Genomic DNA, 24,473 nt, shown 5'->3' on the forward strand with positions numbered 1-24,473 from the left:
AACGATTGCAGCAATGATGCCCGTGATCAGGAGCGCGGTGGTCATTCGGTCGCTCCTGGATGGGCGTGGCGGGACGGGAGCGGCGTGAACTCGACCTCGTCGCCGGGGACCTTCGGGAAGCGCCCCCCGGCCCAGGCGGCCTTGGCCTCCTCGATCCGCTCTCGTGAACTGGAGACGAAGTTCCACCAGACGTGGCGCCGCTCGCCGAGCGGCTCGCCGCCGAGCAGGAGGGCGCGGGTCGCCCCGACGGCGACCAGGCGGGGGGCGGCACCGGATCGGAGCAGGGCCAGCCGGCCGGCCTGGATCAGCGAGCCACCGGCCCGGAGCCCACCGGCGACGACGTAGGCGGCCCGGTCTGCGTGCCCGGCCGGGACCGGCAGGAGGGCCCCGTCGGGCAGCGACACGTCGAGCAGGAAGAGCGGCGAGGAGGTCCGGGCCGGCGCCCGCGCGCCGAAGGCTTCCCCGGCCAGGACCCGGAGCTCGACACCGCCATCGCGCACCACCGGCAGCGCCTCGGCCGGGTGGTGGTGGAAGCCCGGCGTGGTCTCCTCGTCCGCGCGTGGCAACGCCACCCAGAGCTGCAGACCGTGGAGCCGCGACGGAGCGGCGCGCAGCGCGGCCGGCGTCCGCTCGGAGTGCACGATGCCCCGGCCGGCGGTCATCCAGTTGACCGCGCCGGGCCGGATGGCCTGCGCGGAGCCGAGCGAGTCGCGGTGCAGGATCTCGCCCTCGAGCAGGTAGGTGATGGTGGCCAGGCCGATGTGCGGATGGGGCCGGATGTCGAGCGCCTGCGGCGGCCGGAGCGACGCCGGGCCGAAGTGGTCCAGGAAGATGAACGGGCCGACGACCTGGCGCGCCACGGCCGGCAGCAACCGGGCCACGACGAGCCCGTCGAGGTCGCGAGCGCGGGGCTCGATGACGAGCTCCAGATCCTCCACCGAGCCCGGTGTGGGGCTGGCGGCGGGCTGGGACGACGGGGGGCGTTCCATTCCGGATGGGTAACCGCCGCCGGGCCCCGGCGCGACCCCACGGGCGTGGCCCGCGGGGCGCCCATCGGCAAGAGCGCGACGACGTTCAGGCAAGGAGGCAGGCCGATCACCCTGTCGTCTTGGGGCCGAGGGCACTCGCCTCGACCTGCCCATCGCCGTGGCCGCCCGGTTGCTCGGGTTCGCCTGGGTGGGGCGCACCGGCGGCTGGCTCCCGCTGGCGGCGCTGGCCGTGCTGGCGGCGGCCAGGCGGGTCCTGGGCGACGCCCGGACCCGGCGCCTGCTGTGCCCGGGCCGAGGGGACCTGGCGCTCGGCGCGGCCGGGGACTCCTGGCCCTGGTGTATCGAGCGTGACAGCGCTGGCTGGCAGGTCATTCGAACGGGGTCCTGGGGCCGATGATGCGAACTCCGGTGACTTCAGGCTGACTGGACTTACCGCCCGATACGCCTGAGGCGTCTGATGGCGGGCCGAACGCCCCGGACGGGGGCTGCGCGGCGCTTCGAGGGCGCGGCCTGGCCCTGGGTCCGGGTGGCCTCCTGCTGGTCGTCGGAGCTGGCGCACGCCGAGCCGGGCGGGTCGGCCGCGTTAGTTCTCTGGGATGCCCAGCGAACTGGCCTCACCCGGTCCGGCGCCACGCCTCCCCCTCCCCCCGAGTCGCCGTCGCTCGCTCCTCGACTGGATCGAGTGGCTCGGCAACATGCTGCCGGAGCCCCCCATCCTCTTCGCGACCCTGGCACTGGTGGTGGCGCTCGTCTCCGGCGCCGGCGCCGCGCTCGGCTGGAGCGTGCAGCCGGTCCGCCCCGAGCGCGTCACCCAGCAGGTGGCGGGGCCCGACGGCGCGCCGCGGATCGAGCCGGTGCTGCGCCCCGACGGCCGCCCCGAGGTGACCCTGGTGCCGGCCGGCCCGCCGGTTGCGCCGCGCAGCCTGCTCAGCGCGGACGGCGTCTACTGGGCCCTCTCCTCGATGCTGCGCAACTTCACCAGCCTGCCGGCCCTGGGGCTGATCTTCGTCGCCATCATCGGCATCGGCGTGGCCGAGCGGTTCGGGTTCTTCTCGGCGCTCATGCGATCGCTGGCGCTGCGCACCCCCCGGCCGCTCCTCACGCCGGCCGTCGTCCTCATCGGCTCCAGCGCCTCGGTGGCCAGCGACGCCGGCTACGTGATCCTCCCCCCGCTCGCCGCCGCCCTCTACGCGGCGGTGGGGCGCCACCCGGTGGCCGGGCTGGCGGCCGCCTTCGCCGGGGTGGCGGGCGGCTTCGGCGCTGGCTTCTTCCCGACCGGCGGGGACGCCGCGCTGGCCGGCTTCGCCCAGGAGGCGGCACGGGTGGTCGACCCCGGCTACACCGTCACCATCCTCCACAACGCCTGGTTCAAGGCCGCCTCGGCGGTGGTGGTGACGCTGGCCGGCTGGTGGGTCACCGACCGCGTCGTCGAGCCGCGGCTGCGCGCTGCCGGCCCGCTGCCCGCTTCGGTGGAGGCCGTGCCGCTCGGCGTGACGGCCCAGGAGGCGTCGGCGCTGCGGCGCGCCCTCCTCGCCATGGCGGCGGTGCTGGGGCTCTTCGCCGCCCTGATCTTCGTGCCCGGCCTGCCGCTGCACGGCCCGGGGCAGCCGACGCTGCCGAGCGGCCGGGCCCTGGCCCAGGTGCCGGTGGTGGTGGCGCCACCGGACGGGGCCCCTCCCGCCGGCGGTGCGGTGCTGGCGCGCGAGCCGCTCCTCGTCACCGCCGCGCCCGGGGGGGCCCGGCTCGTCGAGCCCCCGGGTCCCCGCTGGTCGCAGGTCATCGTGCCGCTGGTGTTCCTCGCCTTCCTGGTGCCGGGCGCGATCTACGGCCGGCGCACCGGCGCCCTGAGGACGCAGAAGGACCTGGCCGACGCGCTCTTCCACGGCGTGCGCTCGGTGGTGCCGGTGCTGGTCATCTCCTTCTTCATGGCCCAGTTCGTGGCCTGGTTCGCCTGGTCGAACCTCGACCGCATGCTGGCCTCGGCCGGCGGCGCGCTGCTGGCCCAGGCCCACCTGCCCCCGTGGCTGCTGCTCGCCCTCTTCGTGCCGGTGGTGGTGGCCGGCGACTTCGCGCTCTCCGGCATGCTCTCCAAGTTCGGCGCGCTCTCGCCCATCTTCATCCCCATGTTCATGCTGGCCGGGATCTCGCCCGAGGCCACCACCGCCGCCTACCGCGTCGGCGACTCGGTGGTGAACGTGGTCACCCCGCTCAACTCCTACCTGCTGGTGGTGCTGGCGGTGCTGCAGAAGTACCGGCCCGCGGCCGGCATCGGCAGCCTGGCGGCCCTCATGCTCCCCTACTCGGCCGCCTTCGGGCTGGCCTGGACCGCCCTCCTGATGGCCTGGGTGGTGGCGGGCGCCGACCTGGGCCCGGCGGCGCCGATCCTCTACCTCCCGCCGTGAGCGCCCTCGATGCTTCGCAAGGCAACGACTGCAGCAGCGAGCCCCAAGACCAGGAGCACCACGAGTCCGACATCGCCCGAGGCCCAGGCGATCGAATCCAGGAAGGTCCAGACGCTCCGGAAGACCAGGATCGAGGCTCCGAGGAGCACCATCTCCATCAAGACGATCTTCTTCATCTTCCAACCTTGGTCTGGGGGATCCCAGGCTCCAGGAGCCACGGGAGATTCCCCGGATCTGCCGCGGGGTCAGCAGGCGTGCGACGCTTCGGGGAGCCTATCCGCGGTGATGCTACCAGGTCGTCCAGCGCGCCACCCCGTGCCTCCCGCCGCCAGACCTCGCGCAGGACGGGGTAGGATGCCTTCCCGCGGCGACCTCCCGTCCGGACCGACGGCGGCGAACGAACGATCCGAGGACGACGAAGGAACAGGCGCCTCCTCACTTCACCCCAGGTGGGCTGGGCTTCGCGCTCGGCCTGACGCTGATGGCCGGGCTGGCCACCGGGCTGGGCAGCGCACTCGCGCTCCTCGCCAAGCGCACCAACCTGCGGCTGCTGTCCTGGTCGCTCGCGTTCTCGGCCGGCGCCATGCTGTGCGTCTCGTTCATGGAGATCCTGCCGAAGGCCAACGCCAGCTTGGTCCGGAGCTTCGGATCCTCCTGGGCGGGCTGGCTGGCCGCGCTCGGCTTCTTCGCTGGCGTCGTCGCCATGGCCATCGTGGACAAGCTGGTGCCTCACCACGAGCCGCCTGCGGGCGCCGCCCTGCAGCGGCTCCAGGCCCCTGGCCGGACCACGGTGCCCCCCACCGACGAGCAACGGCGCTTGAGACGGATGGGGCTGTTCACCGCCCTGGCCGTCGCGCTTCACAACTTCCCGGAAGGCGTGGCGACCTTCCTGGCGGCGATCGAGGACCCGCGCACCGGCGTCGCCATCGCCGTTGCGGTCGCGCTGCACAACATCCCGGAGGGCGTCAGCGTGTCGGCGCCGATCTTCTACGCCACCGGCAGCCGCGGCCGGGCGTGCGTGTACTCGCTCCTGTCCGGGTTGACCGAACCGCTCGGCGGCCTGTTCGCCGCCCTGACGCTGGGCTGGTTGCTGCCGCAGCACGCCGTGGGGCTGGTGTTCGCCAGCGTCGCCGGGGTGATGGTGTACGTGTCGCTCGACGAGCTGCTCCCGACGGCGCGCCAGTACGGCCGCAGGCACGAAGTGTTGGCTGGCCTGGCCGCTGGCACGGCGGTGATGGCGGTGAGCCTGTTGCTGCTGCACTGACCTGGCCCGGCCCGGCAGCGGCGCGGGCGCGGCCGTGGGTGCGGCCCTTCAGCGCCGTCGCCGAGAAGCTGATCTCGATCCGCGCGATCACCGGGCACGACGGCAAGCTCTTCTGGGCCACCGAGGACATGCAGGACCCGAAGACCTCGCTGGGCCCGGCGGTCTTCTACTCGTCCGACCCGGTCGCTGACTTCCGCGCGGGCGTCCCCTTCGGGAAGATCGCGGTTTCCCCGGCGTGGTTGCTGCACGGGGGCGCCGAGGTCCTGGACATGGTGAGCTACCGGGGCGCGCTCGTTCGTCGCCGATCCGGAGTCGGGCGACCTCTTCATGGGCACCGCGAATCCCTTCTACGGCTGCCAGATCTGGAAGAAGCCCGCCGCGCTCTGACGCGGAGTCGCGCCGCGCGTCGCCCGGGCCGGGCTCGGGGTGACCGCGGGCCCCCCGGGGCGGGATCGCCTCGCCGCACCCGGGGGGCACTGGTGACCGTCCCGAGGAGGCGCGCCGTCCCGGCCGCGCCAAGGTCCCAAAGGGGCCGGGACGACCGGCTTGCCCGGGGGGCGGATCCGGGTCATCACTCCCGCCCACGGGACTCGAGCCGGCGCTGGCCTTCCGGGACGTGCGCCGCGCCTTCCGGACGCCCGGCGGCGCGGCGCGCTCGGTGCTCGAAGGGGTCACCGCTGAACCAGCGGAGGCCCGAGTTGCCGTAACGGTCGCTATCGGATCCGGAACCACGTTGAACGACTTGCCCGCTTCCGCGTCGTTCCGTCGTTCACGTCGTTCCGTCGTTCCTGGACGCCGGCGTGGAGCGAACGAAGCGCGCCCAGAGCGGCTCCGCGGGACCAGGCGCGACCGGGTCACGACTTCGACGACCCGCGCAGCGCCTCGACGTCTCGCCGCAGCGCGCGCACCTCCTCGAGGATCAACCGGGTGTGCGCCTCCCCCTCGTCCTTCAGATCTTCCGTGACCCGTGACTGCATCGCGTTGACGACCACCGCGATGAACAAATTCAACACCATGAACGTCGCGACGAGCAGGTAGACGACGAAGAAGATCCAGGCGTACGGCGACTGCGCCATGACGCCGCGAGCGATGTCGGGCCAGCCTTCGACGGTCATCACCTGGAAGAGCGTGAACAGCGACGCGCCGAGGTTGCCGAAGAGGTCCGGCGCGATTTCCCCGAACAGCTTCGTGGCCATCACCGCCGAGACGTAGAGCACGAGCCCCAGCAGCCCGATGATCGACGCCATGCCTGGCAGCGCCTTGAGCAGCGCGCCCACCACGCCGCGCATCGACGGCACCAGCGAGACCAGCCGGAGCACGCGCAGCACGCGCAGGGCGCGCAGGACGGCGAAGGCACCGCCCGCGGGAACCACCGCGATCCCCACGACCACCAGGTCGAACACGCGCCAGGGGTCCCGGAAGAAGCGGCCACGATGGACGAAGAAGCGCAGCAGCAGCTCGACCACGAACACGGCCAGCACCAGCCGGTCGAAGTGGTGGAGCGAGTCGCCGAAGCGGGCCGCGACCGGTGGCGAGGTTTCGATGCCGAGCGTCACGGCGTTCGCGATGATCAGCGCCGTGATGGCTCTCTCGAAAGGCGCGCCCTCGATCAGGATGCGCAGGCGCTCACGCAGGCTCGGTGCGGGATCAGGCTGGTCGGCGATCACGGTGCCTCTTCCAGGGGAGTAGATGTGACGAAGCGGCTGGCCACCAACTCGACCGTGGCGGCTCGGAAGCCCCACAATTCGAACGCGGGCAGAGCCGCAGAGCGTGGAGGCCAGCCATGGACCATGTTGGCATCGACGTTCACAAGAGGGAATCCCAGGTGTGCATCCTGACCCCGGACGGGGAGGTCAAGGAGGTGCGGATCGCGACGACGCGGGAGCGGCTCCGGGGGGTGCTGGGTGACCGTCCGCGGGCCAACATGCTCATCGAGACATCCACCGAGAGCGAGTGGGTGGCGCGGTGCCTGGAGGAGCTGGGCCACGAGCTCATCGTCGCCGACCCGGGGTTCGCGCCGAGGTATGGGATGAGGACCCGGCGGGTGAAGACGGACCTCCGGGACGCGCGAGCGCGGGCGGAGGCGTGCCGGAGCGGGTCTCGAGGATGGGACTGCCGGGGAGCTCCAGAGCGAGGTGGTGCCGCTCACCATCGAATGGACAGCGGGTAGGCGAAACAACCCCGAACCCAAGCCCGAAGCCGGGGAGCATCCGGGAGCCACCGATGCTCCAGCCCGTGCAACCGGAGCACGCTGTCACGCTCCCTGGAGCCCGGCAAGGGATCGCAAGACCGGTCCCAGGCGAGGTGAAGCCGGGCCGCCCCGCCGCGCTCACGGCCCGATGGTCGAGGTCGTCACCACGATGGGCGTGTCGGCGTGCCCGGAGATCTGCGGGTAGGTCGGGTACCAGCTGCCGCCGACGTTGCCGGTGATCACCGATCGGTCGATGCGCACGTCACCGGTGTGGTCGTTCGAGACGAAGAAGATGGCGCTCCCGTGCTGCACCACCTCGTTGGCGGTGATGGCGACGCCGCAGAGGAAGAGGGTCATGCCGTTCCCGTCGTTGTAGATTGCCCCCCCCCCCCGCTCCCGCCGCCGGGCGTGCCGGGCAGCGACGGGTTCCCGCCGCGCCCCACCGCGCGGTTGTGCGAGAAGAGGCTGTTGTAGATGGACCAGGAAACCCCGATCGACGAGACCCCGCCGCGGTTGGAGCAGGCGTTCCCGTAGCCGGGCGCGCCGCCGAAGGTCGAGTGGACGACCAGGACCGGGAGCCCCGCGGACTGGGAGAAGGCGCGCACCGCGGCGCCCCCCACGTCCGGCCCCACGTCGGCGCAGGCGTTGCCGAAGATCCGGACGTTGACCAGCTTGAGCCGGCCGCCCCGCGCCCAGATGGCGCCGCCGCCGTCGATGACGGTCTCCGGGCCGGTGTCGTTCACCACCTTGGCCGGGCGGTCGAGCAGGATGGTGACCGGATCGGGCCCGCAGTCGAAGGTGATGACGCCGCCCTTCGCCACCGCGGCCATGAAGGCGGCGCCGGTGCAGCCCTGGGGCGTCCCGCTGCCGACCACGGTGCGGGGGCTGGAGACGGCGGCCGTCGCCCCCTCGGGCGGCACGGCGCAGGCGCCGTCCTGGCCGCCATCCAGGCCAGCCAGACCCTGCGGTACCAGGCGCGACTGGCCTCCAGGAAGCTCTCCCTCCGCCAGAAGGAACGCCTCCGTGCTGCCGGCGTCGGGGCAGGCACCCCTGACGCAGAGGCCCGCCCCACCACGCCCAACCGGACATCTCTACTTGGGCGAAAGGCGGACATCTCTACTTGGGTTTGACAGAACCACGATTGAACGACTTACCCGCTCCGCGAGTTGCCGCACGCCGGCATCGTCCGGCTCGTCGGCCTCGCCGCGAGGCAGCAGGCGGAGATCGCCCTCCAGGTGCTCCTTTCCCACGGGGCAGCCCTCGCGGACGGCGCCATCGTCACGGCGGAGGCGGGACGACTCCGGGTGAGGCAGCGCGGCGGAACCTGAGCGCCCCCCCCCCCCGAAACACGAAGCCCCCGACCGCAGCGAGCGATCGGGGGCCTCAAGTGGTTGCGGGGCCAGGATTTGAACCTGGGACCTTCGGGTTATGAGGACGCCCGACCTAACTTGCCGTACTTCCCGGTCTTTCAGAACAAGATGTTACGCTCCGGGACCACCTTGTCAACCTGTCCGAACTGACCTGGCTTGCGGGGTCTGTGGCCCCCTCGCTGGCCCCCTACCCGCTTCGAGGAAGTGGCCCCCTGGACTACCTTGGTGGGGTCCTTGCCCGCCTTGCACGGAGCTCAACATGGCCAGCCGGAAGATCCACCCGCCTCTGGGGCAGCAAGAAGTGCAGGAGACTATGCTGGCGCTGCTGCGCATCGCCACCGTCTGGGCGCGAAGGTCGTTTGAGGATGACGAGCCTCGGGATCGCCCTGCCGACGAACGCCTCCTTCGGGCGGTCAGGGCGCTCCTCCATGACCACCAAGACGTTCCGCTGGTCAATGCGAGCGGTTCCACCAAGGTCCTGGTAAGGCAGAGCTCCCACCGCGAGTACGAGCTCTTCAACTCCGTGCACCAGGCTCTCGAGGTTGCTACAGCAGATCCCAAGGAGTGGCGCCGAGGCGCAGCCCGCCTCCGCTTGGCATTCCGGCAGGCGGGGTTCTCCCTCTCCTCAAAGAGCGCCAAGCAGTACTTCGACAACCTCATGATGGAGCGCCCGCCCACGGAATTGGCTGGTCGCGTGCTTCAGATGGCCGGCTTCAGGGGGTACAGCAGCGTCAAGGCGGTCGAGCGTACCCTTGAGCGTGCGCGGGCCATCGCCGCCCGCCGCGAGGTATCCCGGCTCGAGATCATCGAGTACTTCCTCGCCTGCCTCCAGGTCCCAGAGGAGGACCTCCACGGCAACGCCGACTCCATCAACGCTGTTGTTCGTGGCGGGACTCTGGCCCGAACTCCCAGCCACTGGCATCGTCGTTCACCACTCTCCTCGGGCATGATTCCTCCCTGGAAGCGCCCCTACTACATCCGCTATGCGCAGCGGAGGCTCAGCGACCCGACTCGAGCACTACTTGGCGGCAGCGACCAGGACGACTTCGATCCGGATTCTGACATTGACTGACAGTGGTTCTAGCTTCCGGTTAAGTGGACCGCCCAGCAATCCTGCCGGAGCCATCGTGGGATCACTCGCCAAGGTGGCTCTTCACTTCCACTTGCCCATGAGTCTCTCCGATTCCGGAGGCAGCGAGTCCAATTTCATCTCACCTCGTGTGCCAGTAAGGACAGGCTTGTTGCGCGAGCTGAGGTTGCCGTGCCGCTGCTCGTCCGGCGCCTTGTAGGTGAGTAGCCCGCTGGCGCGCCAGACTACCGCCATGCCGCTCTCTGCCATGGCACGCACGCACCACCCCAACGCCCTCTTCGTCGCGAGCCTCTCGGACGACACGAAGATTCCGTCGGATGAGAGCAATGGAGCGATCTGTGACAACGGACGTGACCAGGCGTCCGCCGGTGGAAGCGTCAGGAACTCAAGAGGCCCCACACCGGGGTTCGGCATCTCTTGTATCGAATGCAGGACTGAGACGCAGGTGACCAGGTCGAATGCCCCTTGAGGAAGCTGCATTTCGAGAAGCATTGAGAGGTTCGCCACGCGAAACGAAACGTTCTTCAGCTCGAGCTTCTCGGCCAACACCGAGGCATTCGCGATCGCATTCTCCGTGATGTCGAGGCCCAGTACCTCTGCCTCGGGGAAGTGCCACGCGTAGAAGCACGCCAGAATCCCGCAGTCGCACCCCAGATCGAGAGCCTTCTTCGGCGGGTCGCGGTACTTCCGGTGCTCTATGACGATCCCCGACATGAATTCAGCAAGGAAGTGGCCGTCGAGCTGAAACGACAGATCGAGACTGAACCGGAGGTTCCTGTTCTTCGACTCGTAGAAGGCGGGTTCGGGGCGACCGTGCTTGTCGAACTCGCTGAAGATCCCGTCGAGCGCGTGGGCTCCGTAGCGCTGCTTCATTTGTCGGCGGTAGGTGTCCATGTTGGTGGGCCACCTCACGCCGACCTTTGACAAGAACTCGAGCACCGCCGGTTCGTATGGCTCTCGTGGCATGCGTCCCTCCTGAGGAATCGACCTACGCTGGACCATCCACAGACCAGTCCTTCGGTGCCTGACTAGACGAGGCGGTGGGCCAGCACCTGGGCAGGAGCTTGAAGTTCTTCCGCCAGGTCCGTTGGAACTTGAGCGCACCGGGCCAGGGGGAAGCGACGCCGAGCGCTGGAAGCTGCCAGCCGCCAGCCCTGTACTCGGCTGGTCCCGTGAAGATGGGCAGCCAGTCGCCCTTCACCCCGAGGTTGAAGGGCGTGTACCAAGGCAAGGCGAGCAGCTGGGTGGCCGGCGTCCCGTCCGGAAGGGGAATGCTCTGCCGCGCCCCCTTCTCGACCGCCATGGCCACCTGCCTGGAGACCTCCAACTCGGGAACCCCGGCCGGCTCGCCTTCGAACCGAGGCCACTCGACGATGGTCACCGGCTGCTTTCGCCGTTTCGCCTCCTTGAAGAGCTCAGGCGCGACCTCCTGCCGGTGGCACCCGTCCACTGGGATGGGACAGCTACAGAAGAAGATCACGCGCCTGTTCGCCTTGTTGGCATCGATCGCCAGGCCAAGCAAGTCGGTAACCTGGCCCGGATCTACGAACTCGCCTCGGTCTGCTCCGGTTAGGATGGCCTTGTTGCCTAGCCCCTTCATCCAGCGGTAGCGGTCTGGGCCAAGGAGCCGCTCGAAGGCGTGCTCCTTGAACCCCTCGGCCCGCACCTTCCTGCTGGCGCGGATGTCGACGAAGATCGGCGGGGAACGTCCTCGCGCCTTCTCGACCGCGTCCACGGCCTCGATCAGCCTGGGGGTCCAGTTGCCCCAGCCCTCGTAGCCCCAGCTGAAGAGCGTCACGGCGTCCTGTGCCATTGCGCTTCCCCTACGCCGCCGGCGAACCCTTGTGGTAGCCCTTCTTAAGGCCATAGCTGATCGCGATCTTGGGGACCCATTGGAGCGTCTTCAGCATCTCCGACTGCACGAACGCCTCGTCGGCGTGCGGCATGGTCGGGATCACCTCCTGCATGAACGCCTGGTGAGCCGCGAAGAGCGGGATGCCGAACTTCATTGTGCCGGCCGCAGCCTGGTTGGCTTCGGGCGACAGCTCGGGAGACGGGCCCAGCTTCATCTGGATCATCTCGCCCGGCTGGAAGTCGAGCCCGAACTTCCCGTCGGAGGTGAGCCCCCACACCATGACCGCTTGGACGCCCTTGCCGAAGAGGTACATGCAGGAGCGCTGCATGACGGCAAGCCCTTGCTGAGGGTCCCGGGATGCCGCGGCCATCCTCATGGCGTCGACCACGAGCCGGTGGAAGGCCACGCTCGCGCGCTCGAACATCGGCATCGCCTCGGGGATGAAGCCAATGTCCCGGTCGACGAGCAGCCCCAACCGCTCGGCCTCGTCGATGATGGCATCGCCGGAGTCCCGAGTCTTGGGCTGTTGTGGTGGCTTTGCAGGGGGCTTGGCGGTGGGTGTTGGGCCAGCCGGCATCGGGCCGCCCTGAGACTGGACTCTCGCCAAGTTCTGCCGCGCTGGCCGATAGTTCGGATTGGCCTTTAGCGCCATTCCGTAGAGGTTGGCCGCACCATCAGGGTTGCCGATCTCCTCGAAGAGGGTGCCGAAGTTGTTGATCGTTTCGGCGTCGAGCGGGTTCGCCTCCATGGCGGCCATGTACGCCTCGAAGGCAGTCTTCTTGTCGCCCTTCTCATGGAGTGCAAGGGCGCGCTTCGACAGCGCCACCGTGTTCTTCGGTTCGCTGGCCAGCACCTGATCAAAGAGCGCGATGGCCGAGTCGAGCTTCTTCCGGTCGATGAATATGCGACCGGCGCGCAGCTTCGACAGGACGAGGCTTGGATCCATGCTGATCGCCCTCAGGAAGCACTCCAGCGCCCGGTCCTCCTTGCCCGTGTCGCAAAGCAAGTGGCCCATGTTCTCCCACGCCAGGGCGTATCCGGGATTGGCGGAGAGAGCACGTTCAAGGCTTGCGAGAGCCTCCTGGTGTCTCCCGAGATGCACGAGGCAACTTCCCCGGTTGCCCCAGGCCTTGTGGTTCGTGGGGCATACCTTGGTGGCCTCATCCAGCGGCCCGAGGGCCTCGCCGTACCTCCCCGCGACCATGAACTCCACGGCACGCTCCATGAGCGGCTCACACGCGCAACGCTCCTCAAGGTGGCGCCCCACTGGCCCTCCACCCCGTCCTGTAAGGCGATCAAAGAAGCCCATGGATTCCCCCGTCGGTCACCGCCGCCATGTATCCGACCCTTTGCGAAAGGCCTCGACGCGCCGCGCGATGTCCTCTGCCGCAGTGAGGCCTTCGGCACGGCTGAAGATCTTGAACTGCGACAAGTGCGGGAAGCGCACAACCAGCCGATTGCCGAACTGAGCGAGAGTTGCCGTCTGGCTTCCCCAGCCGACAGGCATCCGAATCTCATACTTCGCGTTGCCAAGAACCTCGGCCACACCGGCGTAGGTGTCAGCACCCAGCACAACCAGCACCTGTGGGTCGAGCGCCGGAAGCAGCTCGTTCCATAGCATCACCGCGAACTCCCTGGACTTCTCGGGCTGCGCCATTGAATCCCCGTCGGGAGCCCGAAAGGGAAGGAAGTAGGCTGCGAGGGTCGTATCTGGAGTCTCGCCAAGGCAATCCAGGAGCTTCTGGACCTGGACCTGAAGGGGAGCCTGGCCGGGCGGTCGATCGTGCCAGCTCTCGAGCAGATACGCGGACCCGCGCTCGCAGCTCGCCTTCGGCTGCTCTGGGTACTCGGCATTCCCCCCTGGGTGGAGCGACAGCAGCACCGTCCGCGCCCCACGCACGAAGGTCCGGCGAGGCGACAAGAGGAAGCGCCAGCCCATCCTGTGGTGAAGCTGGACGTACGCCTGCTCGATCTCTTTGACCGCCCAGTCGAACTTGCCTTCGAGATCACTCATCCCGCGCCCCCCTTCCATCTACCTCTCCCGCCAGATCAAGATCGTTCCACCGAGTCCCAGGTAGAGCAGCCACTTGATCGCCTGGGACCAGAACACCAGCGGTGCCAGGGTCTCAGCCTGAAGCGCGACGGCCGGGACGCCGATGGAGCCCGCGAGAACCAGGCCCAGGGCAAAGCCATAGATCCCTCGCTTTAGGTCGAAGTGGAACACCGGGAAGCTCCATGGCTCGCTGCGGCCACGGGTACGGTATGCACCCGACGGACATGGGCACCCCATCATCCATCGGACACCGCCCGCAGGAGCGGCTCGACCAGCCGCAACAGGCGTTGCTCCAGCTCCTCCACGGTCGTTTCGTCTAGCCCAAGAACGGCGTGTCGGGTCGCGCGCACGTCTACAACCTTGACCTTCTTCGCCTGCCAGTTCCCAGTCGTAACCTTGACGGTCGTGGCCAGCGGCAGGGCTGACGCCGCCGCCGCTACCGCCGCCCGGATGTTCTCCAGGCGTTCCTCGCTCGCGGGCGTGAACCGCACGATGAACTCCCCGCGGCTCTCGGGGGATACAAAGACCTGGGCCGCGGGGGACCTCGGATGCCGAACCAAGTAGAGTTGGATGGTGCTTCCGCTCTGCACTGTCCATCCGAGCCGAGCCGCGGCAGTCTTTACCCTTCCCCAGAGCTTGGCGAAGTCCTCCATGGCCTGACGGCCTTCCGCCTCCGGTCGCAGCGTCAACTCGCCGACGTTGGGGCTGGGCGGGGTGAAGCCGAGCCGTTCGAACCCGTCCCGAAGCCAATCAACCAGCAGGTGCTGGTCCGGCACAAGAAGCGGAAAGAAGTCCGACCAGAGGAAGTGCTCCCGCTCAAGCGGCCGGATGTACTTGGGACTCGACTGGACGAGGTCGCTCGGTGGCAGCCAGGCGCGGCGCACGTAGGCCAGACCGTCCACCGGAAGTTCCAGGTACCGCTCGAGCTGGCCGCGGTCGTCCTCGACGCCGAGAGTCTCCAAGGCCTCGAGCTTGTGCTCGACGGCAATGACCCTATGGCCTGCGAGGCGGAGGACCAGATCAGGCCGACATCCGGTCCCCGGGAACTCTGGCTGGGTCTCCACGGCCTCAATCACCGGCGCCGCCCAGCCCCTCTGCCTTGCGAATGCTCCAAGGACGAGGTCTGCGTAAGCCAGCCGAAACACCGGAACGTGATGCAACGCGGACGCGAAGAACTCGGTGAGATGGTCCTCGCGGGCTTCGGTCAGGCTCCGGGTTGACCAGAAGAGGTTCATCCCTGAGCTACTTCCACCCAGTTCATCGGCGGATCAGGAAGTAGATCGATCTCGTGTCGAATGACCCGGTGTGCGAGGTGGAGCACCTCTTCCACCGCCCTGGCCGTTTGGGTAGTCATGCCAGTGTGAACAAAACCCGAGCGAAGTCCATAGAGGCGCTTCACCAATGACCGAAGGTCAGAACGCTCTTCAATCGTGGCGCCCAGCGAATGGGCGACTGCCTCACTCAAGCGGGCGGTACTGTCTGAGGTGGACTTCGGATCGAGCAAAAGCCCCTCGAGGCAGCTAAACCCCAGCGTGAGTGTGAGACCGAAGTCCTTTGAGAGCTCGGCCATCACAACGCGGCGACAAGCGGCGCGTAACTCGCGGCCGCGGCCTGTGTCGCACCAGAAGAGCTTACCCAATGCCCGGAGGTGTCGACCAATGGCTCGGTCCCACTCCTTGTCCTTGAGCAACCACCTCTCTGTTTCCGAAAGATCCAAGGGATGCATCAGTCTCGTGCCAAACAGACGGAGGGCTGTGCCTGGGTCGAGGCCGAACACCTCGCCTGCGAGGTCATGGTAGAGGCGACCGTCTCGCCGGTCTCGCTGCCCGCCAGCGATCTTGGCGACAGGACCAAAGGCTTTCGGCGCCACAGCGGACACTGAATCGCTCTGTATCGCTACGAACTCGCACAGCCCGATGCACCGAAGCGCACCGCATAACTCATCAACAACCCGCTCAACCTTCCGCGCGGCTCCGTCCCAAGTTGCAGCTAGCACTACGCCGTGAACGGCTAGTGCCGTGAACTTCCCCTCGGTGCGCTCCGGCCGCAAACGCAGGCCGTATGCCCCGGGAAGGTACCAATCCGAAGGGGGCTCATATTGATGCCCTGCTCTCCGAGGTGACGTGAGCTCGAACTCGAACTGGTAAGTGCCAAGGGGGCCAACTAGCGCAGCCGCCACGTCCTTCGTCATCTCCTCGATTTGGTAGCCGGTAGGGCTGCCTGCGGCGAACTGGCACAGATTGTCAGCCCATTCCTCAAGGTCGTACACACTATCGAATCCAGGGTTCTTCGCACTCGACTCAAGAAAGTCGAACAGCTCGCGCGCAACCTCTGCGACCGGCTCTGTGGCCAAATCCATGCGGAAGTCCGGGTTAGGAACTTGCCTGCCATCCTCTTGATAGAGGAACTCCTCTGGCGGCCCAACCAGGGCGGCTGCCAAACGCGTTGCCCATTGAGTTGCCCACCGAGAGTCATCTCGGGCACTCTGTTTTGACCCGCTGCCGCGGTCTCGCATCGAACTCATCGTGCGCTCGAAGGCGGAGCTAGAGTGCCTGCCGAATGCCATTGGCTACTCAACATGGTTGCACCCTTGCCCGGCCAACGAAGTCATGGCCGGCGTAGCTGGTTTCCAATGCCGCAGATGCGGGGTGGTCACCGCTCACCATCCCGACAGATGTGACGCCGGTGCCACGGCAAATAAGTCCGGTGCCTGTCTGCCAGTCGATCCACCCTGAGTGCCTGGTTCAGGCCCAGGACCAGGCGCGCCTCGGGCGCCAAACCAGGCGACACCAGGACATCACCGTTGTCGCTCACGGTGAAGAATCCTTTGTCGAATGCAGCGTCAAGGTGCGGGGCCAGCAGGAGCCCGTTGAACACGTCCAGCCTCTCCGCATCGGTCTCACAGTCGGCCCAGGGCTTGATGTGACTGGCCCGGAGGAGCTCTGGAACGGCCAGGCCGGTGATGGCGCACTTCCCCTCCCAGTAGTCCAGCAGGCCGGCCCGGAACACGTCCTGGCCCACCCGCTGGACGACGAGTCGCTCGGCCTCCGTCGTCCTGGGCATCGAGGCCGTCTTCTGCTCGAACACGCGCAGCAGCTCGTTGGGGAGGGTCCTGGCGAGCTGGAAGGCCCGGCGGAGGAAGCGACCCAACTCGCCGATGTTCTCAACGTTGAGAACGACGGCAGCGCCGGCGGGTAGCTGGGCCGTGGCCGCCCTGCCCAGATCGGCGAGGCCTCCAGCAACGTCCCTGCGGGACAAGGCGGCCATGAGTTGGCCATCCCGGACCGTGAGCCAGACCGTCAGTGGAGCGTGGGTGCTGGCGTAGGCGAGCCAGCCAGCCGCCTGCCCGAGCTCCTGGTCGAAGCCGTTGTCGAGCGCGGCCTTCTCTAGCAGCGTCGGAATCAATGGCGAGGGCATAGGCCCCTATCCTTTGCCAGATCGGCGCTGCTCAGGTCGGGCTTCAGCAGCATAGGCTAGTGCTCCCAGCTGGCACTCTATTGGCCGCCTCTTGCCAGTCATCGTGCCCCCGGCTAGCCATCGGCGAGTCGTCTCTCGGTGGCCACGCCCGCCGCGACCAGCCAGCGCTTAGCTCTCCAAGCCCGCCCGGCCATCCACCAGACCATGTTCCGCACGTATACCTGTGGCGAGAACGCCGTCGCGAAGAAGGCCCGGAAGGCCACAGACGACACCTGTGGATCCGGCGCCCAGGCGCCCAGGGACGGGACCATGTCGACGTGGTCGCGCTCCCAGTGGTTGAGTTCGTCCGCCACAATGGCCTGACCTTCCGGGGGCAGCGCGACGGGAAGGCGCAGCCGAACCGTAAGCCCCTGGCCCAGGACGGGATGCCTCTCCGATGTGCTGATCTCGACAAGCGACGTGGCGCGGTCGCTGGTCACTGACGAGGAGATCGCGCCCTCGTCCCAAGGGAACTCGGTGTTTAGCCAGTTCTCGCCCGCGGTGGTGGCGAAGCCCCGCCCAACGGCCCACTGCCTCCCCACCTCCAGCTCCGGCGCGACGCCGACCGGCGCCGCCTCGTGGATGCCGAAGAACTTCAGGTCTGGAACGACACCAGTCAGCAGGAACTCGTGAATGGAAGGCGAGCCGGGGAGCAGGTAGTAGGCCCACCCCTTCGCCGCGTAAGCGGCCACCGCAACCAAGAATGGGTAAAGGTTGGCCGCGGCGTCGTCGTCGCCGAGCAGGATGGGGATCTTGGCGACAAGAGCAGGCGGTAGCCCAGCGCGGCCTGAGACAAGAGCCGTCGAAGACGCCAGCTTGTTGATTGATCCCACGGTTTCGGGCGTGGCCCATGACTGAAGTTGCGGAAGCGTCTGCTCAATCCTCACGACCTGGACGTAGCGGTGCCCGTCGATGGTTGGGACGTCCACGGACTCGACCCCCACCTCCAGGTCGCCAGCGGGTCCCGGCACGACGAAGCCACTCTCGCTGGTCTTGGTCTCAACGCTCCAGCTCGCCAGTTGCTGGCGCGTGGCCTCCAGGTCAATGCTGGTCATGTTCGGCTCCTGGACGATGGACGGTGCGCTACCCGCGGATCGGCCGGCGGTGGGTCGAGGCGGGTCTGGTAGGGCTTGCCGGTCCGGATGGCCTCGGCCATCGCGGCATAGATCTCGAGGATGACGCGCTTGGTGCGGTACTCGCCGTGGGCCTTCTCGTCGTTCTTCTTCACAATCGGGAAGGTCTCGAGGATGTTGTCGGCGTCGTCGTGCGAGATGCCGTAGAGGTGGAAGAAGGCGGCGTCGAGCTCGGCGCGGAGCAGGAATCGGCGCTCGGGATCCCAGCGGAACGGTGGGCCGTCGCAGCCGACGTCCTTGGCAAACACATGGAGATCCCAGGCGGTGTACACAAGCTCCAGGACCCGCGGCAGCATCCAGTCCTGAAGCGCTTCCCGTCTTGACCACCTTGAAGCCTCGCCGACCCTCTCAGGGGGCAGAATCGGAAGCTGCTCAGCGATGAAGGCGCTCATGTGCGTCCCGCCGATCTTCTGGCGCGCCACGAAGTCGAACGCGATGGCCCCAAGGTTCGCGACCAAAGTCGGCGCGGCCATCACTTGGTCGTCTGCCATGAACATCACCTTGGCAGTATCCGGAACGGCGAGTGACGGGATCACCGTGGCGATGAATGTGCGCTCGTCGGTGGATCGGGCGATGTCCCGCCAGGCCAAGACCCACGGGTGCTGCCATGTCCGACCGAACCGCTCCCGAGCATCCTGTTCCGGGTAGGCGTATCTGGTGTGCACCGTGAAAGCGGGATCGGCACGCTCGGCTTCCGAGAGATCCCGGTCCGCATCGTCCTCGCGGGTGGCCCATCTATGCTCGAACTGGTGGAAGTACTTCGCTTCGTAGAGCGGCAGTCGACCTCGACCATGCTCCTTGAGGAAGTTGGCCGAGTCATCCGCACTGTTGAGGAGGCGGCGCAACTCGAGCTTCCACCCCGATGTCGAAAGCACAGGGAAGCGGCGATAGATGGCCTTTGTGATCTCCGCGTCCCGACTAGACCGGAAGATCGGACAGGTCTTCGTGACCGGGTTCAGGAGCGCGATGTCGGCGGCTGAAAGCGTGAACTGCCTCTCCTTGTCATTCAGGTGCTCGATGCGCGTGGCAAAGAACACGAACTTAGATGCCGCACCTGACTGGCGCGAACCGGCCAGTGTCAGGATGCCGAACTTGAAGGATCGGTGAACCGCCTGGAAGATCGCCTCCCTGTTCTCAAAGTCGAAGAAGGACACCAGCTCGCCGCTGTCGATGACCGCCTGGAAGAAGAGCTTTGTCGAGTCATCGGTGACGATTCCCGTTGGTAAAAGCTGTCCGATTCGACCCTCCCGGGACACGAGGCCTCGAGCGGCCTCCGCGAAGAGTCCGAAGAGGTTGACGCGACCCACGCCGCAGAGTGGGAACCGGACGCCGCTCCTCACGAAGGTGTTGACGCCGTCGACCAGCCTCAGCGCGCCCCGGTAGGCCCGATGGAGTGGTGGGTCCTCTTCCGCGAGCTTGGCTACCATCCGCTTGCGGGCTGCGGCCGTCGGCGCCTGCGCGATGTCTGGCCTTGTGCCAGCGAAGAACTCCTCTTCCCGGAAGAGTAAGGAGTCCCATGGCGGGTTCCCGAGCACCACGTCGAACCCGCCGCGGGCGAAGACCTGCGGGAAGCCCAGATGCCAGTGGAAGAAGTGGTACTTGGCCGCTAGTTCCTCCACGGTCTTCACCGTGAGGGCTGGGGCCTGACCCTTGCCGCTCTGGATCTGGAGCCAGAGGGCGTTCGTCGGGGCGGCCTCCACGATGGGGCTGGCCTTCTTCTGCTTCCCGCCCGACGACGATTCGATCTCCGGCTTCGGCCACACGAAAGCAGCGCACCACGTGTCGGCCACGAACCGCTGGTGGCGGAAAGCCTCTGACGCCTGAAGCTCCTCCCAGCGCGCCTCCTTGCCGATCACGGCGGCCAGGTCGGCGTCGGAAGCCGCATCGAGTTCGGCCACCGCACGGGCCACCTGGTCCGTCTCGACTCCCGACTCCTTCGACCAGAGGGTGTCGAAGAGCCCCTGCTTCTCGGACACCTCCTTGTTGCGCTTCTTGAGCAGGCTGGCCGTCTTCTTGTCGTCCCCCTCGATAGGCTCGAAGGCTGCGTCGGGCACGCCCTTCTTCATCAGCTCCGGCGTGGCGCCGAGGAGCGCGTTTCCGCGCTGCACGTGGGAGTTGAGGAACGAGAGCGGCCGCCCCGGCTCCACGGCCTCCATCCAGAGGCTGACGCGGCAGAGCTCCACGGCCATCGGGTTGAGGTCGACGCCGAAGAGGCAGCGGCTGACCACCTGCCGAACGGCGTGGCGGTACTGCTCGGCCGAGGGCGTGCCGTTGGCCTGGTGGCGGGCCACGTGGATGGCGAGGCGGCGCGCCGCGGCCAAGAGGAAGTGGCCGCTGCCACAGGCCGGATCTACCACTGCGAGCCTGAGAAGTGCTTCGGCCGGATCGTCTGGGTGCGCCGCCACGGTGGCCTGGATCACCGGCTCCAGGGCGGAATCGAGCAGGACCTGCACCAGGCCGTCTGGCGTGTAGTAGCTGCCGGATGTCTTGCGGGCGTTGCCCTTGGTCTCGTCGCCGGTGGCGAACGAGAAGCCGCGCCCGTCCTGGGGAATCAGGGGCACCAGCTCCAAGAGGCTCTCGTAGACGCTGCCGAGCTCCTCGGGCCCCATGTCGCGCCAGTTGACCCGGGCCAGGCCGGACTCCTCGCGGACCCAGGCCAACTTGAAGATGGCCACCATGAGCCAGCGGTTCTCGAGCCTGGCGCCGTCGAGGTCCGGGCATTGGTCCTTGGCGAAGAGGCCGCCCAGGGCCGGCAGCGCCAAGCGTGGCTCGCCGGTGGCTACCCCTCGGAAGGTGATCTTCAGCCCCTCCCACAGGTCGCCGAAGCGGTCGTGGGCGCTCCGCTTCGCCGACCTGTCGCGCAGGCGGCGCAGGCCGTAACCCTTCCCGTAGAGCTCCTTGGCCTCCTCGGCGACGTCCGGGGGGTGGAGCACGGCCCGTTCTTCGGCGGTGAGCAGGAAGATGACCCGGTAGACAAGGCGCAGGAGCTGCTGGAAGTAAGCGTCCCGCGTGAGCTGGCCGCCGTGGAGCGCGGCCCGGAGCCCCTGGTTGTCGGCGTGGGTGAGGAAGCCGCGGCCGAGGGACACCAGGGCGTCTTCGACCCCTTCCCGGAGCTTCTCACGGGCGCGGGTGCCCTCCTCGCGACCTGCGGAGCGCCAGACCTCGAGCGGGCAGTCAGCAACGGGCTGACCAGGCGCCCCGAAGCGGCTCTCGTGGACAAGTAGCCAGAGGGCTGCGAAGTCGGCGTACCGTTCCTCGACGAAGATCCGGCCGAGGTCGGCCTCGATCCAGGCGGGCCGGGTTAGGCTGGCATTGTCGCGGCATAGGCGCAGTATCAGGCCGTCGGTGGCCAGGCCCCAGAGGGCGCGGTCGTCGGCGTTCAGGAACTCCTGGGCCAGGCCGAAGGCGCTGCGGCGCCGTCCATCCTCGCCGAACGCTGGCGACAGGGTGTCGAGGCCACTTCCCCCTGGCGCGATGACCACCGGGACCCGCCCGTCGAGGGCGTGGTGGCCGATGGGGTAGGTCCGGCCAGCGAGCTCCTCCGGCTCGGCCTTGGTGATCGAACCGAAGCCAAAGGAGTCTCTGAGCAGGCCCAGGATGAAGCGGTCTGCCAGGGCCCCTGGCTCGGCCTGCTTCTCCCTTCCGGCCTTGAAGTCGGACCAGTGGGCCTGCGCGATGCGCCAGAAGCGACCGATCTCGTCGCGGAGAGCCAGGCCCTTGTGGATGCGGTAGTCGGCCTCGGCTTGGTGCGCGGCCTGGAGCTGCGCGACCTTGGAGAGCCACTCGGGCGAGAGCAAGCCGCCCTCGATGGCGAGGGCCTCGAAGGCGAGCTGCGCCTCGCGGGCGCGGACCTTGCGGCGGGGGGCCATGGTCAGCTCACCTTGGGGAGCAGCACGTAGAGGCCGATGACGTCGGCCGGGAGGAGCGCCTTCACCGTGTACTTGCCGGTCGCTTCGCCAGCCTCTCGGACGCGGCGGTGATCGGCGAGCAGCGCCTCGGCGCGCCGGTGCGCGAAGGCGTTGAGCTCGGCCGTCTTACTGGCGAGGAGCTCCAGTGCCTGGGCGACGGTCCGGGCCGCGACGGCAGGTAGAGGATCAGCGGCCGCCGCCGGCGACAGGAGCGCCAGGGCATCGAGCCCTTCCATGAGCTTGGGAACGGTTGTGCCAGCCCAGCCAATGGCTGCGGCCTCTTCGACCAGCAACGTCGAGGTCGTCTTCCCCTTCTGCGCCGTGAGCTGGTGGCGCAGGCGAAGGATGGCCACCGTCGTCCGCTCCGTCACGGCGCCAGAGATCCAGCACCCCACGCGCCCCAGCACGCCTGGGTCCCGTTCCCTGGGGCGCCGCGGCGTCGGCGAGCGTGCGCTCGAGCAGCGACTCGGCCAGACCGACACCAGGGGGTGGCTGCGCTGGACCGGGCGGCAGCGTGGCTTGGGTGGGTAGCCGAAGGAGATCAGCGGGGAGCCGCTGAGCCCCTCGGCCTCAAGCCGCTCACGTACGTCCTCTGGGAGCGCGGCCAGCGCGGCCTTGTAGGCCCCGCGCTTCAGCTCCTCCAGGCCGGACCCGAGGCGGGCGAGCGCCCGGTCGGTGAACCGCTTCACGTCTTCCTCGCCGCCCATGGCCGCCAGGGTCTTCTTCCACTCGGGCAGGACGTCGTCTGGCTTGAGGCGCCGCTGGGCGAAGACGGTCCGGTTGGCCCTGGCCTTCACCGCGGCGTCGGTCCACTTGTCGTCGATGGCCTTGGCCTCTGGCGTGCTCGAGAAGTCGAGGACCCGCTGCTTGGCCTCACTGCCATGCCGCAGGAGGACCGCCTTCATGAGCGCCTGCGTCAGCGTGTGCCCTTCGTCGGGGAGCGGCACCGGGACGCCGAGCTCCTCGCGGATCTTCTCGGCCTTGCGGAGGATGACGTCCAGCACCGCGCCGTCCACCGGGTTGTTGGCCCCGTAGATGAGAGTGGCGCGCACCACCTTCGACTCCTGACCGAAGCGGTCCACGCGCCCTTCCCGCTGCTCGTGGCGGGTCGGGTTCCAGGAGAGGTCGTAGTGGACGACCGCGTCGAAGTGCTCCTGGAGGTTGACGCCCTCGGAGAGGCAGTCGGTGGCGATCAGGAGCCGCTTCTCGGCGTCGCCCAGCAGCTCCACCCGCTCCTTGCGCTCGTCGGAGGTCAGCTCCCCGGTGACGACGTCCACGGTCACGCCGTCGAAGTGCTCGCGGAGGTGGCGGCCGAGGTAGTGGGCGGTGGCGAGGTAGCGGCAGAAGACCACGGGGCTGAACCCGTCCGCGACGAGCTGCTTCAGATGGTCGGTCAGGAGCTTCAGCTTGGGGTCGCCGGCCTGGCCCGCCAGCTTCTCGGCCTGGGCGATGAGGCCCGCCAGTGCCTTGTCCTCGGTCGCCGCTGGCGGCTCCACGTCGTCGTCGTTGAGGGCGTCGGAGGAGCCGTCGAAGAGCCGGTCCTGGAGCGTCTCCTCGATAGTCTCAACGTTGAGACCGGCGCGGGTCCTGAGCGCCTGAGCGGCGGCGGCGGGGCTGGAGGCAACGCAGCGCATGAGGGCCAGGGTGCCCCAGAAGTTGAGCCGCTGGCGCCGCTCGTCCCCGCCGGCCGCCTCCACGATTGCGGCGCAGTAGTCGAGCACGTCCTCGAAGAAGCCGTCCCAGGCGCCGGTGAGCTGGTAGGTGATCTGCTTCACGTCCCGCCTCGGGAAGAGGCTCCCGTCCTTCCATTCGGCGATGTCCGGCCGTCGGCGCTGGACAAAGTTGCGGGAGAGCTGCTCGCGCAGCTTGTCGCGGTCCGGGGCGGATGCGTCCTTCAGCCTCTCGTACTTGGGATCGAGCAGGCCCAGCAGCGCGTAGAAGGCGTCCTCGTCGCCGCTGTGGGGCGTGGCGGTGAGCATCACCAGGTGCCGGCTGCGGTCGGCGGTGAGCCCCTTCAGCAGCTCATAGCGCTGGTGGCGTCCGGCGCCGGTCGAGGCGCAGGTGTGGGCCTCGTCCACGATGACGAACTCGGGGCAGGCCCTTAGGAACTCGTCCCGGCGACGCTCGCTCTTGATGTAGTCGAGGCTCACCACCGTGTAGGGGTGGGCGCGGAAGATGGAGTCGCCAAGCGGGAGCCCCTTCTCCAGCCTGGTCGCGCTCGATGCAGTGACGGCCGCTGCCCGGATGTTGAAGCGGTTCTCCAGTTCGGCGATCCACTGCTCGACGAGGTGCGGCGGGCAAAGAACCGCCAGCCGTTCGATCTCGCCCCGGTCGATGAGCTCCCGGGCGATGAGGGCCCCCTCGATGGTCTTGCCGACGCCGACATCGTCAGCGATGAGCAGGCGGACCGGGTCCTGCTTCAGCGCCATCATGAGCGGCACGAGCTGGTAGGCGCGTGGCTGCACGGAGATCTGGCCGAAGCTGCGGAACGGGCCCGCCCCACGCCGAAGCGAGAGGAGGAGCGCGTCGCGGAGGAGCAGTGCCGAATCCTGGCCGCCCTGCTGTGCCGCCGTCGGGCGCGGGAAGGTCGCGTCGGTGACCGGCTCGACCTCCAACGGCACGTAGATGAAGGCCTGGTCCTCCTCCGAGCCGGAGATGGGACGGACCTTCAGCGTGTCGGCGTCGCTGCCAACGAGGACGATCCACTCGCGACCGCGGGCCCGGATGAGGCTGCCGGGGCTGAACTGGGCTGTGGGCATGGG

General features: G+C 68.3%; 18 protein-coding genes and 1 pseudogene. 4 read left to right on the forward strand and 15 right to left on the reverse strand.

Going from position 1 to position 24,473, the window contains the following annotated elements; genetic code table 11:
• Positions 1-41: 41 nt before the first annotated feature.
• Entirely contained in the window at positions 42-989 is a 948-nt protein-coding gene (locus tag IPO09_20510; GenBank protein ID MBK9519663.1) for a pirin family protein, read from the reverse strand.
• A 695-nt stretch (positions 990-1,684) separates the two neighbouring features.
• On the opposite strand from IPO09_20510, the gene IPO09_20515 reads away from it, so the two are divergent.
• Positions 1,685-3,391: an AbgT family transporter gene (locus IPO09_20515; protein ID MBK9519664.1), complete on the forward strand. Its 1,707-nt coding sequence runs from the start codon at positions 1,685-1,687 to the stop codon at positions 3,389-3,391.
• On the opposite strand, the gene IPO09_20520 is transcribed toward IPO09_20515, so the two are convergent.
• Positions 3,376-3,567, reverse strand: a complete 192-nt coding sequence (locus IPO09_20520) for a hypothetical protein (GenBank protein ID MBK9519665.1) — start codon at positions 3,565-3,567, stop codon at positions 3,376-3,378. The genes IPO09_20515 and IPO09_20520 overlap by 16 nt on opposite strands.
• 305 nt (positions 3,568-3,872) lie before the next feature.
• On the opposite strand from IPO09_20520, the gene zupT reads away from it, so the two are divergent.
• Positions 3,873-4,655 (forward strand): zinc transporter ZupT, encoded by a 783-nt coding sequence (zupT, locus tag IPO09_20525; GenBank protein MBK9519666.1) that lies wholly within the window; start codon positions 3,873-3,875, stop codon positions 4,653-4,655.
• Between the two features lie 854 nt (positions 4,656-5,509).
• Here zupT and IPO09_20530 read toward each other — a convergent pair.
• The gene (locus IPO09_20530) at positions 5,510-6,277 is read right to left on the reverse strand and encodes an ion transporter (GenBank protein MBK9519667.1); all 768 of its coding nucleotides are present in this window, start codon (positions 6,275-6,277) and stop codon (positions 5,510-5,512) included.
• 203 nt (positions 6,278-6,480) lie between these two features.
• On the opposite strand from IPO09_20530, the gene IPO09_20535 reads away from it, so the two are divergent.
• Positions 6,481-6,825 carry a hypothetical protein gene (locus tag IPO09_20535; protein MBK9519668.1) on the forward strand — a complete coding sequence of 115 codons (345 nt, stop codon included), beginning with the start codon at positions 6,481-6,483 and terminating at the stop codon, positions 6,823-6,825.
• Between the two features lie 159 nt (positions 6,826-6,984).
• Here the strand turns inward: IPO09_20535 and IPO09_20540 are convergent.
• Positions 6,985-7,772 (reverse strand): annotated as a pseudogene (locus IPO09_20540) (hypothetical protein).
• A 703-nt stretch (positions 7,773-8,475) separates the two neighbouring features.
• On the opposite strand from IPO09_20540, the gene IPO09_20545 reads away from it, so the two are divergent.
• On the forward strand, positions 8,476-9,288 hold the full coding sequence (locus IPO09_20545; GenBank protein ID MBK9519669.1) for a hypothetical protein: 813 nt from the start codon (positions 8,476-8,478) through the stop codon (positions 9,286-9,288).
• Between the two features lie 81 nt (positions 9,289-9,369).
• Here the strand turns inward: IPO09_20545 and IPO09_20550 are convergent, their stop codons facing one another.
• The 11 genes from IPO09_20550 to IPO09_20600 form a co-directional block, all read right to left on the reverse strand.
• Positions 9,370-10,245 carry a class I SAM-dependent methyltransferase gene (locus tag IPO09_20550; protein ID MBK9519670.1) on the reverse strand — a complete coding sequence of 292 codons (876 nt, stop codon included), beginning with the start codon at positions 10,243-10,245 and terminating at the stop codon, positions 9,370-9,372.
• Between the two features lie 49 nt (positions 10,246-10,294).
• Positions 10,295-11,119, reverse strand: a complete 825-nt coding sequence (locus IPO09_20555) for a hypothetical protein (GenBank protein ID MBK9519671.1) — start codon at positions 11,117-11,119, stop codon at positions 10,295-10,297.
• Positions 11,120-11,129: 10 nt separating this feature from the next.
• Positions 11,130-12,386: a tetratricopeptide repeat protein gene (locus IPO09_20560; protein ID MBK9519672.1), complete on the reverse strand. Its 1,257-nt coding sequence runs from the start codon at positions 12,384-12,386 to the stop codon at positions 11,130-11,132.
• A gap of 99 nt (positions 12,387-12,485) precedes the next feature.
• Positions 12,486-13,175, reverse strand: coding sequence for a hypothetical protein (locus IPO09_20565; GenBank protein ID MBK9519673.1), 690 nt, complete (start codon positions 13,173-13,175; stop codon positions 12,486-12,488).
• 18 nt (positions 13,176-13,193) lie between these two features.
• Positions 13,194-13,385, reverse strand: coding sequence for a hypothetical protein (locus IPO09_20570; GenBank protein MBK9519674.1), 192 nt, complete (start codon positions 13,383-13,385; stop codon positions 13,194-13,196).
• Between the two features lie 65 nt (positions 13,386-13,450).
• Complete coding sequence (locus IPO09_20575) at positions 13,451-14,449, reverse strand: hypothetical protein (protein ID MBK9519675.1); 999 nt, start codon at positions 14,447-14,449, stop codon at positions 13,451-13,453.
• Positions 14,446-15,654, reverse strand: a complete 1,209-nt coding sequence (locus IPO09_20580) for a hypothetical protein (GenBank protein MBK9519676.1) — start codon at positions 15,652-15,654, stop codon at positions 14,446-14,448. The genes IPO09_20575 and IPO09_20580 overlap by 4 nt, the downstream gene beginning before the upstream one ends.
• 212 nt (positions 15,655-15,866) lie before the next feature.
• On the reverse strand, positions 15,867-16,631 hold the full coding sequence (locus tag IPO09_20585) for an HNH endonuclease (protein MBK9519677.1): 765 nt from the start codon (positions 16,629-16,631) through the stop codon (positions 15,867-15,869).
• 113 nt (positions 16,632-16,744) lie between these two features.
• Positions 16,745-17,725: a hypothetical protein gene (locus IPO09_20590; protein ID MBK9519678.1), complete on the reverse strand. Its 981-nt coding sequence runs from the start codon at positions 17,723-17,725 to the stop codon at positions 16,745-16,747.
• On the reverse strand, positions 17,722-21,672 hold the full coding sequence (locus IPO09_20595; protein ID MBK9519679.1) for an N-6 DNA methylase: 3,951 nt from the start codon (positions 21,670-21,672) through the stop codon (positions 17,722-17,724). Before IPO09_20595 ends, IPO09_20590 begins: the two co-directional genes overlap by 4 nt.
• A 2-nt stretch (positions 21,673-21,674) precedes the next feature.
• Complete coding sequence (locus IPO09_20600; protein ID MBK9519680.1) at positions 21,675-24,470, reverse strand: DEAD/DEAH box helicase family protein; 2,796 nt, start codon at positions 24,468-24,470, stop codon at positions 21,675-21,677.
• Positions 24,471-24,473: the final 3 nt, after the last annotated feature.

The sequence above is a fragment of the Anaeromyxobacter sp. genome (genome assembly GCA_016718565.1).
In the GTDB taxonomy this organism is placed as follows: domain Bacteria; phylum Myxococcota; class Myxococcia; order Myxococcales; family Anaeromyxobacteraceae; genus JADKCZ01.

Excerpts from the sequence above, each read along its gene's own strand:
- IPO09_20590 (MBK9519678.1), bottom strand. The coding sequence starts at position 17,725 with ATGACCAGCATTGACCTGGAGGCCACGCGCCAGCAACTGGCGAGCTGG.
- IPO09_20585 (MBK9519677.1), bottom strand. The coding sequence starts at position 16,631 with ATGCCCTCGCCATTGATTCCGACGCTGCTAGAGAAGGCCGCGCTCGAC.
- IPO09_20555 (MBK9519671.1), bottom strand. The coding sequence starts at position 11,119 with ATGGCACAGGACGCCGTGACGCTCTTCAGCTGGGGCTACGAGGGCTGG.
- IPO09_20515 (MBK9519664.1), top strand. The coding sequence starts at position 1,685 with ATGCTGCCGGAGCCCCCCATCCTCTTCGCGACCCTGGCACTGGTGGTG.
- IPO09_20545 (MBK9519669.1), top strand. The coding sequence starts at position 8,476 with ATGGCCAGCCGGAAGATCCACCCGCCTCTGGGGCAGCAAGAAGTGCAG.
- IPO09_20560 (MBK9519672.1), bottom strand. The coding sequence starts at position 12,386 with ATGGAGCGTGCCGTGGAGTTCATGGTCGCGGGGAGGTACGGCGAGGCC.
- IPO09_20520 (MBK9519665.1), bottom strand. The coding sequence starts at position 3,567 with ATGAAGAAGATCGTCTTGATGGAGATGGTGCTCCTCGGAGCCTCGATC.
- IPO09_20575 (MBK9519675.1), bottom strand. The coding sequence starts at position 14,449 with ATGAACCTCTTCTGGTCAACCCGGAGCCTGACCGAAGCCCGCGAGGAC.
- IPO09_20565 (MBK9519673.1), bottom strand. The coding sequence starts at position 13,175 with ATGAGTGATCTCGAAGGCAAGTTCGACTGGGCGGTCAAAGAGATCGAG.
- zupT (MBK9519666.1), top strand. The coding sequence starts at position 3,873 with ATGGCCGGGCTGGCCACCGGGCTGGGCAGCGCACTCGCGCTCCTCGCC.
- IPO09_20600 (MBK9519680.1), bottom strand. The coding sequence starts at position 24,470 with ATGCCCACAGCCCAGTTCAGCCCCGGCAGCCTCATCCGGGCCCGCGGT.
- IPO09_20510 (MBK9519663.1), bottom strand. The coding sequence starts at position 989 with ATGGAACGCCCCCCGTCGTCCCAGCCCGCCGCCAGCCCCACACCGGGC.
- IPO09_20595 (MBK9519679.1), bottom strand. The coding sequence starts at position 21,672 with ATGGCCCCCCGCCGCAAGGTCCGCGCCCGCGAGGCGCAGCTCGCCTTC.